The sequence below is a fragment of the [Clostridium] aerotolerans DSM 5434 genome (assembly GCF_000687555.1).
Classification (GTDB): domain Bacteria; phylum Bacillota; class Clostridia; order Lachnospirales; family Lachnospiraceae; genus Lacrimispora; species Lacrimispora aerotolerans.
The window spans coordinates 238685-251310 of the sequence record NZ_JHWJ01000001.1; the positions used below are offsets into that span (position 1 = coordinate 238685).

A 12626-nucleotide genomic window follows, 5' to 3' on the forward strand; every position below is an offset into this window, starting at 1 on the left:
AAGGAATCTTTTGGTTGAAAGGTTGTGTCACTATGGATTTAAAGCAACTTGAAGCATTTGTTTATGTGGCGAAGCTAAACAGCTTCTCAAAAGCGGCTGATACCATTTATTTATCTCAGCCTACGATTAGTTCCCATATTAATTCTTTGGAAAAAGAATTGGGTACACAGCTGTTGATACGCTCTACGAAGGAAGTTTATCCTACAAAAAGCGGATTGGATTTTTTTGTTTATGCGCAAAACATGCTGGCTCTTCGTGACGAAGCCATTCATACGGTATCCCAGGGAGGAAGCAGCATTAGAGGAGAGATTTCTCTTTTGGCCTCCAGTGTTCCGGCTCAATATCTGCTTCCTTCCCTGATTGCTGTATTTCAAAAAAGCTATCCCGATATCTTTTTTAAAGTCAGGCAAAGTGACAGTGAACAAGTAGGAAAGCTGCTTTCTAACTGTATTTTTGATTTTGGTATCACAGGAACAAAGCTTTCCGGCAACAGGTTTGTACAAACTCCATTCTACCACGATACATTGGTGCTTGCTGTTCCTTCTGGTTTTAAAACCCCGGAGAATATATCACCGGAGGTGTTGATAAAGCTCCTTCGTACTCAGCCTTTTATTATGAGAGAAGACGGATCAGGAACCAGGAAGGAGCTGGAAAAAATCCTGCTCTCCTTGAATTTGACGATTGATCAATTAAACACCGCCTGCTCCTTTAACAATACACACGGTGTTTTACAGGCAGTTTCAAGCGGCATTGGTATTTCATTTGTATCCCGGGCTTCTACTGCCATGTATACCCAAATGGGGTTGATAAAGACCATTGAATTAAAAGATTTTACGTTTAATCGGAATTTCTATTTATTATCGAAAAAAGAAATGATATTACAACCAGTGCAAAAATTGTTTCAGACATATCTTCTTAATTATTATAAAGAACTGCAGTAACGAAATTTAGATTCTATATAAAATGGGAATATCAGTCCATGGCTGATATCAGAAAGGATTTAATTATGTATTTTGATAGTGCTGCTACTTCAATGCCCAAGCCGCAATGCGTGATTGATGCGGTTACAACTGCAATGCTTTCCTATGGTAATTCCTCCAGGGGAGTGAATAAATCTTCCATGGAAGGACTTCGATGTATAACAAGCGCAAGGCAGGAAATTGCCCGCTTTGTGGGGGGAGAAAACGAGGTTCACGTTGCATTCTGTCAAAATGCCACCATGGCATTGAACCAGACGATTGGGTCCATACAGAGACACATTGTTACGACGGCTGCGGAACACAATAGCGTACTCAGACCCGTTTATCGAAGAGGAGATTATACGATTGTTCCTGTGGATGAGAAAGGAAGGCTTGATTTAAAGGGGCTGGAAGGTGCCATTCGTCCGGATACCGAGGCAATTGTAATGACTCATGCGTCGAATGTAACTGGTAATGGATATGATATTTCATCAGTTGGAGAGCTCTGTAAGAGAAAAGGCATCTTTTTTATTGTGGATGCATCCCAATCGGTAGGGCTTTTGCCAATTGATATGCAAGCCATGAACATAACTGCACTTTGTTTCAGCGGACATAAATCTCTGTATGGCCCTCAGGGAACCGGCTGCATATGCGTAAAGCCGGAATTTTCCATATCACCCCTTTATACGGGAGGAAGTGGAAGTAATACTTATTCAAAAACAGGGCCGGAAGAGATGCCGGAGCGTTTGGAGGCAGGGACTCAAAACTGCCATGGCATTGCAGGCCTTTTGGCAGGCGTTCGTTATGTAAGTGATAAAAGAGAACTGTTTTTGAACCAGGCTTTGGAACTTGCAAATTATTTTGTAACTGAATTAAAGAAGATGCCTTCTATTACCGTTTACGGTGATTTTAATTCTGTCTCACGGACTCCAGTGGTATCGATTAATGCAGCTGATATTGGCAGCAGCGAGCTGGCATATGAGCTGAATGAAAGATATGATATCAGCGTACGTGCCGGGGCACATTGTGCTCCGCTTATGCATGAGGCCCTGGGAACGAAGGATAAGGGAGCGGTCCGCTTCTCCTTCTCCCATATGAATACCTTAGAAGAAGTGGAATTTGCTATAAAAGCGTTACGCGAATTAACTTAATCCCAAAGGAGTTGACCGATATGAAAATAATCGATGCGATGGGAAAAGCCTGCCCGGTACCAGTGGTATTAGCAAAGAAAGCAGCCGCAGAACTTGCGCTGGAGGGCGGAGAGTTACAGGTGCTTGTTGACAATCAGCCTGCATGTGATAATTTAAAAAATATGGCAGAAGGAAGCGGTTATACAGCCGAGGAAGAAATGCTTCATTCTGGAAGCTATCGGGTCACCATAAAGGTTCCGGCCAAGGCACAGGAGCAGCTCATGATTCAGTCTGTTGAAGAGGGGATTCCTGTCCCAAAGGAGGAGAGCGGGCTGGTGGTGGTTGTTAGTAAAAATTACATGGGACAGGGAAGTGAGGAACTTGGCAAAATTCTCATAAAGGGATTTCTGTTCTCACTCACCCAGTTAGAGACTCCGCCAAAGGCAGTATTGTTTTTTAATTCAGGTGTACTTCTAACGGTGGAGGGGGCCAATACATTAGATGATCTTTTAGAGCTTGAGAAGGCTGGAACTCAGATTGAAATCTGCGGTACCTGTGCAGATTACTATTCTGTGAAATCTACCCTGGGGGTCGGACGAATCGTAAATATGATGACGATTACGGAACAGATGGCATCAGCAGGTTCTGTCATAAATATTTAAAGCCATTTTAATCATTCATGTTTGGGAGAATGTCTTATGGAAGAAATATTGTTTACATTTTATAACACTCATCATTCTATCATGGCTGAGCAGATGTTACTTGATGCAAAAATACCTGTTAAAGTTATGCCTATGCCAGAAGCAATTACGGCTGGATGCGGGCTTTGTCTGCGAATACAGGAGTCAGATAGTCGATTCGCCTTTCAAGTGTTGGATCAGGGTGGAATCACCCCCCGGAGCATGTTTAAAAAAATATCAGGGGAATATACAAATATACCAATGGTAACATTCCAATTATAAAAAAAATCAATAAAGTTGCATAAATATATAGCGTTTACTTTGTTGATAATGATTTTTAGAATGATATAATTACCATATGAATTGTAGACAATCTACAATACAAACTAAGAATGGAAACAGAGAGGTAACTGGTGTGCCTACCGGTCTTCAAAACCGTGTTGCGGTATTAACTGCCGTGGGTGGGTTCGATTCCCATATGTTTCCGCCAAAAATAATTCACATTTACATATAGATTTACGGGGGATTCCATGGATAGCATTATTGTGGGGACAGCAGGTCACATTGACCACGGAAAGACAGCCTTGGTAAAAGCACTTACCGGCTGTGATACGGATACGCTGGCAGAAGAGAAGAAACGAGGAATTTCAATCAATCTTGGCTTTGCCAGCTTTCGGCTGCCTAATGGACGGAATCTTGGAATTGTGGATGTTCCGGGCCATGAGAAATTTATTAAGAATATGCTGGCAGGAGCAACCGGAATTGATCTCGCACTGATTGTCATAGCGGCAACAGAAGGTATTATGCCACAGACGAGGGAGCACATAGAAATTCTTGGATACTTGGGGATTCAGAAATATTTGATTGTGCTTACCAAAGTCGATATGGTGAATGAAGAATTTAAGGAATTGGTAATAGAAGACATCAAAGACTTTATAAAAGGAACGTTTCTTACTGGGACCAGGATTGTTGAGGTTGATTCTATCAGCCGTAAGGGATTTCAAACCCTCATTGGGGAACTGGAACGTTTGACCTCTGATATACAGGAACGAAGCTTTACGAAAAAACCTCGCATGAATGTAGACAGAGTTTTTTCCATAAAGGGGTACGGGACGGTGGTAACAGGAACCCTTATGGAGGGAGTCATTAAGGTGAATGATGAGCTCACTGTTTATCCCCAGGGATTTTCCGCAAAGGTGCGAAACCTTCAGGTTCATGACCACAATGTGGAAGAAGCGTATGCGGGTCAGAGAACAGCCATTAACTTATCCGGGGTTTCCTTAGAAGAATTAAAACGAGGAAACACAGTGGCTGCAAAAGACAGCGTATATGTAACAAATATCATTGATGTAAAGTTTCGCATCGTCCAGGATACCAAGTTCGAACTAAAGAGATTTTCCCGTTTGAAGCTTTATGTAGGCTCATCGGAAGTACTTGCTAAAATCGTTCCGATTACACACAAAACAGTGAAATCAAAGGATGAGGGCTATGCCCAGATCATTTTGGATCACGATATTGTTGTATTAAAAGGAGACCGATTCGTCTTACGAACCATAACCCCGGTAACCACCATAGGAGGCGGCATTATCATTGATCCCAAGCCTCAGCGGTATAAGAAATTTACAGAAGAATTGATAAGGTCTGTCAGTCTAAAAGATTCCTCGTCTGTAGATGAGATTATGGAAGAATACCTAAAAGGACATCCTTTTTCGGTTCTGGAAGAAATCGCTTCATTTATCAATGGAGAAACGGTAAAAGATGAGCTTTGTCATCTGATGGAAGAGGGAACTGTTATACAGATTGGAAAGCAGTATTTACATAAAGAATTCCTGATTCGGTTCCAATCCGGGGCCGAATCCATATTGATGGACTATCATGAAAACAATCCACTTAGAAACGGGATGCCAAAGGCAGAGCTCCTTGATAAGTTTCATTTGCCAAACAAAAAACAGGGAGAGATTCTGCTGCAGTACCTGGCGGAAGTAAAACGGTTGAAGCTGGAGCAAAATCTCGTATCCTTGTTCCATTTTAAGCCTGAGCTGACACAAAATCAGCAAAAGATAAAGGAAGATCTGTTAGGCAGGATACACTTAAGCGGTTACTCGCTTATGACCATCTCAGAGCTTACAGAGAATAAAAAAGACAGGCAGCAAGTACTTGAATTTATGTTAAAGGAAGAATTACTCCTGTTCCCGGGTCAATACATACTGGACCGAGGTCAATATGAGGGGGTAAGAGGGAAAGCAAAAGATCTATTCGATGAGAAGGGTATTTTAAAGCTTTCGGATTTTAGGGATATGGTTGGAACCAGCCGAAAGTTTGCGTTAATACTATTGGAACGATTTGACCAGGAAAAGTATACCAAACGCCAGGGAGAAGATCGGATCATTGTCTAAAATACAAATTCAAACAAATGGGGGTATCAAGTGAAAATTTATGATGTTGTAATCATTGGTGGGGGACCAGCCGGACTTTCAGCCGGTCTTTATGCAGGCAGAGCAAGGCTGAATGCTTTGCTCATTGAAAAAGAAAAAGATGGAGGACAGATTGTCATCACATCTGAGATCGAGAATTATCCAGGATGTCTTCCAGAGGAATCAGGAAGCTCCCTGGTTAAGAGAATGTCAAAGCAGGTAGAGACATTTGGAATTGAGAGAGCTGCAGACTGTGTGGAATCCGTAGATTTTACAAAGAATGTAAAAGTACTTCACGGCAAAAAGAATGATTATTACGCCAAAACAGTCATTATTGCAACCGGAGCATTTCCAAGGCCCATCGGCTGTGAGGGTGAAAAAGATTACATAGGAAAAGGTGTATCCTACTGCGCGACCTGTGATGGAAATTTCTTTGAAGATTTTGAAATTTATGTGGTAGGCGGGGGAGATACCGCAGTGGAAGAAGCAATCTATCTCACCAAGTTTGGACGTAAAGTCACCATTATCCATAGAAGAGATGAATTAAGAGCCGCAAAATCCATTCAGGAAAAGGCATTCAAAAATAAGAAGATAGAATTTATGTGGGATACCGTGGTGAAAGAGATAGGTGGCGACGGTATGGTTCAAAGCATGACAGTTGAGAACTTAAAAAGCGGGGAGAAAAAAGAAATCGTAGCCGATGAAGAGGACGGCACTTTTGGTGTGTTTGGATTTATTGGTTATCTACCCCAGTCAAAGTGCTTTGAAGGAATATTGGATTTGGAGTACGGCTATATAAAAACCAACGAAAATATGGAGACCAACATCCCAGGCGTGTATGCAGTGGGAGATATCAGAGTAAAAGAGTTGAGGCAGGTTGTTACAGCCTGTGCGGATGGTGCAATTGCCGCAGTCATGGCTGAAAAATATGTTTCAGAATAAAAGGAGGAGTTAATATGTTAATCGTTGATAAGGACACATTTGGACCAGAGGTCTTAGAAGCAGATGGTTTTGTTTTTGTGGATTTTTTCGGAGATGGCTGTGAGCCATGTAAGGCTCTTTTGCCTCATGTGGAAAAGCTGGCAGAGGAATATGGAGATAAGCTTAAATTTACAAAGCTAAATACCACAAAGGCCAGAAGACTCGCTATCTCACAAAAGATACTTGGCCTTCCTGTTATGGCAATTTACAAAGGCGGGGAAAAGGTGGAGGAGCTGGTCAAAGAAGATGCGACTCCGGACAGCATAGAAGAAATGGTTAAAAAATACGCTCTGGCTGAATAACGGCTGGAAAATCAAACATTGGTAATAGCGCAAGATCCTTGAGTGGGCTGCTAGCTATGCATGGAGCTTCCCCAGGTGATTTTTCGTTAATATAAAAAATATAAGGAGGAATTATGATGCTTAGAGACAAAAAAGCCATCATTATCGGTGACAGAGACGGCATTCCCGGCCCAGCCATTGAAGAGTGTGTAAAAACAGCTGGCGCAGAAGTAGTATTCTCATCAACAGAATGCTTTGTCTGAACGGCCGCGGGTGCTATGGATCTTGAGAATCAGAAGAGGGTAAAAGCATTAGCAGAACAGTATGGACCTGAAAATATTATTGTTATTTTAGGTGCCGCAGAAGGTGAGGCCGCTGGCCTTGCTGCTGAGACTGTTACTGCAGGAGACCCTACTTATGCAGGACCTTTAGCAGGAGTCCAGTTGGGACTAAAAGTATATCATGCCTGTGAGCCAGAAGTAAAAGACGAAGTAGACAGCAGTGTTTATGACGAGCAGATCAGTATGATGGAAATGGTTTTAGATGTAGATGATATCATAAAGGAAATGTCGACAATAAGAGACGAGTATTGTAAATACTAGTATCTTCTCTTTACAGATCAATTCTTGTGAAATGGTATAAGGAACAACATTTTACAGGAATTGATTTATTATTAGGAGGCAAATATGTACAGTGTCTTAAAGGGAGCAAGTTATATCCTTGCTCATACGCCGGATATGGTCATTCACAATGGCACGACACAAACTACGCAAAGAACCATTGATCCGGAATCTGAATATTTAAAAAACCTGGATAAGAGCCTGCGCACCTATGAGGAGTGTAAGGCGTATCTACCCAATCAGACCTATATTGGAAACATGACGCCACAGGAGCTGGCAGGATACGAGCAGCCATGGTTTTTGCAGAAGTCTGAACACACAGAAAGAGAAGGTAAATTCGGAGAAATCATGCCGGAAGATGAGTTCATCGGCCTGATTGCCATATGTGACGTATTTGATCTGGTAAAATTAGAATTGGATTTCGCCAATTCTGTAAGGTCTAAATTAGAGTCACACAGTCTTATCAATCCAGCCTTATTAAAAGCCCTTGAAAAAGGAATTGCATTGCCTGAGGTTTTACAGTTGATTCAGGATGCCCATGCAGAACCCTTGTATTTTGAAGGCAAAATAGTTGGATGTATCAAGGCGGCCCACGATATTGACCAATCGCTTTCTGCCCACGTCATTTTTGAGAATCTTGTTTCAAAAGCATCATGTGTTTTATCCTTATTACATCTCATCGGCAAAACAGAGGTAAATGCAGAAGAGATTGATTACGTTATTGAGTGCTCGGAAGAAGCATGCGGAGATATGAATCAGAGAGGCGGAGGTAACTTTGCAAAAGCTGCTTCCGAAATAGCAGGTCTTGTGAATGCTACCGGCTCTGATGTTAGAGGTTTCTGTGCAGGCCCGGCCCATGCGCTTTTACATGCGGCTGCCCTTGTGAAATCCGGAACCTTTAAACATGTGGTGGTTGCGGCTGGCGGTTCCACCGCAAAGCTTGGTATGAACGGAAAAGATCATGTAAACAAAAATATGCCCATACTGGAAGATTGCGTTGCCGGTTTCGCAGTGTTAGTTAGTGCTAACGACGGTGTGAGTCCGGAAATCAACAGTGATATTGTAGGAAGGCATACGGTTGGAACCGGTTCCTCTCCTCAAAATGTCATCTCATCCCTGACCGCGATTCCTCTGGAAAAGGTAGGTCTTACATTATCAGACATTGATAAGTACTCCGTGGAAATGCAGAACCCGGATATTACAAAGCCTGCTGGAGCAGGCAATGTACCGGAAGCCAATTATAAAATGATTGGGGCACTTGCAGCCATGCGCAAAGAAATTGAAAAGTCACAGCTTGCAGACTTTGTAACCGATCATGGACTGGTTGGCTGGCACCTACTCAGGGACATATCCCGTCAGGCGTTCCCTACCTCGGATTTGCCAGACAGGAGCTGATGGATAAAAAGCTTAACAGAGTCATGATGATTGGAAAAGGCAGTCTGTTTCTTGGCAGAATGACCAACTTATTTGATGGAGTATCTTTTATACTTCAGCAAAACAGTGGTGCCGGAGAAGACGAGTCTGTTTCAGAAGCCAGCGTCAGAAAGCTGATTGCTGATTCCTTAAAGGACTTTGCAAAGCACCTTCAGGGTGATGAGGGGTGAACCTATGTCTGATGAGAAAATGAAAAAAATAGTCGCGGAGACCTTTCTTGATCTGGCACATATGCTGGAAACCGGACAGTCAGGTAAAAAGACACCCATAGCAGTTACGGCCATTGGCAGTGAACATGGGGAAGAGACTATTTATAGCGCAGCCCTGGAAGCTGCTAAAAAAGGGATTTCTGTAAAGGTGATTGGCACCAGAGACGTAAAAGCAGAGAATTTAGAGTCCGTTCTCGTTTCTTCCGAAGAAGAGGGACATAAAAAAATGGATGAAATGCTCTCAAACAAAGAAGTCTATGGGGCAGTTACCATGCATTATCCATTTCCAATTGGAGTATCAACGGTTGGCCGGGTGATCACACCGGCAGCTGGAAGAAAGATGTATCTGGCAACGACAACAGGAACCTCATCGGTCAACCGGGTGGAGGGAATGATAAAAAATGCCATTTACGGTATCGTTACTGCCAAAGCCTGCGGAGTGGGGGAGCCTTTGGTTGGAATCTTAAATGTGGATGGTGCCCGTCAGACGGAAATTGCATTGCAGAAGCTGAAAGAAAATGGATACGATATCCGTTTTGCTTCCTCTGGAAGAAGTGATGGCGGCATGATCATGCGTGGAAATGATTTATTGACTGCCTCTGCAGATGTCATGGTTATGGATTCCTTAACCGGTAACGTACTGTCTAAGCTTTTATCAGCCTACACCACAGGAGGGAAATATGAATCTCTTGGCTATGGCTATGGACCTGGCATTGGTGAAGGGTTTGAGAAGCTGATCATGATCGTATCCAGAGCATCGGGAGTTCCTGTGATTGAAGGTGCTATAGAATTTGCCAAAGAGATGCTCTTAGGAGAATATCAGAAGGTATTATCAGAAGAATTTAAAAAAGCAAGAAAGGCTGGACTTAATGATATCCTGCTTGAGCTTAAATCAGGAAAACGGGAAGAGTCAGCCGATGCCATAAAGGTACCACAAAAGGAAGTCGTAACAGAAGAGATTCTGGGCATTGAAATCATGGACCTTGAAGATGCGGTTGCCTGCTTGTGGGGAGTGGGTATCTATGCAGAGAGCGGTATGGGCTGTACAGGACCTGTGGTGCTTGTTGGGGAACACAATCTGGAACAGGCAAGAACAATTCTAAGCCAGAAGAAATTTATTGGCTGAGATACTTTTCTTAAAAGGATGATGGAATGATCGATAAAAACAGTCTTATGAGACAACTGCCAAAGGTAGATGAAATAATACGTTGTATGATCATAGAACGAGCCGTAAAAGCACCGGAAGCTTTGATAAAGCTGGCTGTTAAAAAAGAGATAGATTCAGAAAGAGAAAAAATAGTAACGGGAGAATCCACCGGATGTGCTCGTGACGTTTTGCTGGACCGGATTGAAGATGAGATCAAAAGGCAGAATCAGCCTCATCTAAAAAGGGTGATCAATGCCACTGGAATTGTGCTTCATACGAATCTGGGAAGGGCAAAGCTTGCCCAGGAAGTTTCTGATCAAATGAAAGAGATTGGCGGTTATTATTCCAATCTGGAGTATGATCTGGAAGCCGGGGAAAGAGGGTCAAGGTATGCCCATGTGGAACAGCTTCTTACTTTTTTAACCGGTGCTGAGGCGGCTTTGGTCGTAAATAACAATGCGGCTGCCGTATTTTTAATCCTAAATTCTCTGGTAAGAGAAAAAGAAGTGATTGTCTCAAGAGGGGAACTGGTAGAAATTGGCGGCTCTTTTCGGGTACCTGAAATTATGAAGGCCAGCGGTTGTACTCTGGTTGAGGTGGGAACTACCAATAAGACTCACGAATCCGATTATGTAAATGGTATCAGTGAACATACAGGTGCGCTCTTAAAAGTCCATACCAGCAACTATAAGATCATTGGTTTTACGAAAGAGGTTTCCATCGAAGGGCTGAAAGCAATCGGTGCCAGGCATCAGCTTCCAGTTATATATGATATGGGTTCCGGTCTGATGATGGATTTAAAAGCTCATGGAATTGGAGAAGAGCCAACGGTAAAACAGTGTCTTTTGGATGGTGCCGATGTGGTCTGCTTTAGCGGAGATAAGCTGCTTGGAGGTCCCCAGGCTGGAATCATAGTTGGAAGTAAGGAATACATCAGCAAAATGAAAAAAAATCATCTTCTTCGCGCGCTGAGAATTGATAAGCTTACTTTAACCGCCCTGGAGCTTACGTTAAGAGAGTACTTAGACGAAGAGAAAGCAATGAAGACAATACCAACCCTACATATGATCATGGAGCCATTGGAATGTCTGGAGGAGAAGGCCCGGTTGTTTTTTAAGTTACTGAATCAGTGTCAGGAAGCAGAATATGAAGTGGTAAAAACCCAGAGTCAAATTGGCGGAGGGTCTATGCCAGGAGTCTGCCTTGATTCTTATGCTGTCAGTGTATACCGAACAGAAATTTCAGAAGGAATGCTGGAACGTATACTCAGAGAAAATTCCATCCCCATTGTAACAAGGATATATAAAAACAAAGTGCTGTTTGATGTGCGAACCATGAGCGAAGAAGACATTCAGACAGCAGCAGATTTTTTAAATCAATTATAGGGACTTAAGTTGCATGAAAAGAATGCAGGTTTGTCTTTTGAATTTGAAAGGAGACACCCAATGAAGTTGGAATTAGGCAATTTTTATGTAAAAGATATTTGCTTTGGTGATAAAACTTCTTTAAAAGATGGGATTCTTACGGTGAACAAAGAGGAGGCTCTTTCGGTCATAAAGGAAGATGAGCATATTACAGAAGCAGACCTTTATATTGTATCACCTGGAGACATGGTCCGTCTCGTTCCGGTAAAGGAGGCAATCGAGCCACGTTACCGTGTTGGAGGAGGTCCTGTTTTCCCAGGTGTGACCGGAGATCTTATGCAGGCCGGAGATGGTACCACTTACGCTTTAAAAGATATGAGCGTCCTGGTGGTTGGAAAACACTACGGCGGATTTCAGGATGGGCTCATTGATATGGGCGGAGAGGGTGCGAAATACACATACTACTCCCAGTTAAAGAACCTGGTCCTGGTTGCTGACAGCGATGAAACCTTTGAACAGAGAGAGCAGCAGAAAAAGAACCGTGCCCTACGATGGGCAGGTATGCGCCTGGCTGAATACATCGGTGCAGTCACAAAGGACTTAACACCGGATGAGGTAGAAACCTTTGAGCTGGAACCGGTGACCAAAAGAAGCAAGGAAGTAAATGAGCTTCCAAGCGTTGTCTTAGTGCTTCAGCCTCAGTCCCAGATGGAAGAGGGGGGGTATAACGATTTGAATTACGGCTGGGATACCAACCGGATGCTTCCCACATTTATGCACCCCAATGAGGTGTTAGACGGAGCGATGATCAGCGGTTCCTTTATGCCATGCTCCTCTAAGTGGTCTACCTATGATTTTCAGAATCTCCCCATGATCCGCAGGCTTTATAAAGAGCATGGAAAAACAATTAATTTCCTTGGAGTCATTATGTCAAACTTAAATGTGGCTCTTGACCAGAAAGACAGAGCTGCCTTATTTGTGGCTCAGATGGCAAAATCCCTGGGAGCAGATTCTGCAATTGTAGCCGAAGAAGGCTATGGCAATCCAGATGCAGACTTTACAGGCTGCATTGTAGCCTTGGAAAATGCCAATGTAAAGACCGTAGGTCTTACCAATGAATGTACCGGACGAGACGGAGCCAGCCAGCCTCTCGTATCTTTAGATGAAAAAGAGAATGCAATTGTATCCTGCGGAAATGTTTCCACGCTCATCCGTCTGCCAAAGATGGAGACCGTATTAGGCGAGCTGGAGGCTCTGGCAAGAGATGGAATGTCAGGAGGCTGGTCCAACGATGAAATCCTGGGAGCATCCGTAAAAGAGGATGGTTCTATTATCATGGAGAATAATGCGATGTTCTGCGGAGATCAGGTCGTAGGCTGGTCAACAAAGACAATGGCAGAATTTTAA

The 12626-nt window shown here is 43.1% G+C and carries 11 protein-coding genes, 1 tRNA gene and 1 pseudogene; all 13 read left to right on the top strand.

From position 1 onward, the window contains the following. Positions 1 to 32: 32 nt before the first annotated feature. Positions 33 to 941 (top strand): selenium metabolism-associated LysR family transcriptional regulator, encoded by a 909-nt coding sequence (locus T546_RS0101095; RefSeq protein ID WP_026890040.1) that lies wholly within the window; start codon positions 33 to 35, stop codon positions 939 to 941. 38 nt (positions 942 to 979) lie between these two features. Beyond that, a complete protein-coding gene (locus T546_RS0101100; RefSeq protein ID WP_330371839.1) occupies positions 980 to 2110 on the top strand; it encodes an aminotransferase class V-fold PLP-dependent enzyme in 1131 nt (376 codons plus the stop codon). A gap of 20 nt (positions 2111 to 2130) precedes the next feature. Continuing rightward, on the top strand, positions 2131 to 2751 hold the full coding sequence (gene yedF / locus T546_RS0101105; RefSeq protein ID WP_026890042.1) for a sulfurtransferase-like selenium metabolism protein YedF: 621 nt from the start codon (positions 2131 to 2133) through the stop codon (positions 2749 to 2751). A gap of 36 nt (positions 2752 to 2787) precedes the next feature. Then, the gene (locus T546_RS22565; protein ID WP_034597418.1) at positions 2788 to 3051 is read left to right on the top strand and encodes a DUF3343 domain-containing protein; all 264 of its coding nucleotides are present in this window, start codon (positions 2788 to 2790) and stop codon (positions 3049 to 3051) included. A gap of 112 nt (positions 3052 to 3163) precedes the next feature. Continuing rightward, positions 3164 to 3259 (top strand) — tRNA-Sec (locus T546_RS0101115). Positions 3260 to 3299: 40 nt separating this feature from the next. Then, complete coding sequence (selB, locus tag T546_RS0101120) at positions 3300 to 5165, top strand: selenocysteine-specific translation elongation factor (RefSeq protein WP_026890043.1); 1866 nt, start codon at positions 3300 to 3302, stop codon at positions 5163 to 5165. A gap of 30 nt (positions 5166 to 5195) precedes the next feature. Beyond that, positions 5196 to 6125, top strand: coding sequence for a thioredoxin-disulfide reductase (gene trxB, locus T546_RS0101125; protein ID WP_026890044.1), 930 nt, complete (start codon positions 5196 to 5198; stop codon positions 6123 to 6125). Between the two features lie 14 nt (positions 6126 to 6139). Beyond that, on the top strand, positions 6140 to 6466 hold the full coding sequence (trxA, locus tag T546_RS0101130) for a thioredoxin TrxA (protein ID WP_026890045.1): 327 nt from the start codon (positions 6140 to 6142) through the stop codon (positions 6464 to 6466). Between the two features lie 116 nt (positions 6467 to 6582). Then, complete coding sequence (gene grdA / locus T546_RS0101140) at positions 6583 to 7047, top strand: glycine/sarcosine/betaine reductase complex selenoprotein A (RefSeq protein ID WP_081752258.1); 465 nt, start codon at positions 6583 to 6585, stop codon at positions 7045 to 7047. 135 nt (positions 7048 to 7182) lie between these two features. Then, positions 7183 to 8669: pseudogene (gene grdC, locus T546_RS22570) on the top strand (glycine/sarcosine/betaine reductase complex component C subunit beta). Between the two features lie 4 nt (positions 8670 to 8673). Next, positions 8674 to 9834, top strand: coding sequence for a glycine/sarcosine/betaine reductase complex component C subunit alpha (gene grdD / locus T546_RS0101150; RefSeq protein WP_026890046.1), 1161 nt, complete (start codon positions 8674 to 8676; stop codon positions 9832 to 9834). A gap of 26 nt (positions 9835 to 9860) precedes the next feature. Continuing rightward, positions 9861 to 11240, top strand: coding sequence for an L-seryl-tRNA(Sec) selenium transferase (gene selA / locus T546_RS0101155; protein ID WP_026890047.1), 1380 nt, complete (start codon positions 9861 to 9863; stop codon positions 11238 to 11240). A 60-nt stretch (positions 11241 to 11300) separates the two neighbouring features. Continuing rightward, positions 11301 to 12626, top strand: a complete 1326-nt coding sequence (locus T546_RS0101160) for a glycine/sarcosine/betaine reductase component B subunit (protein WP_026890048.1) — start codon at positions 11301 to 11303, stop codon at positions 12624 to 12626.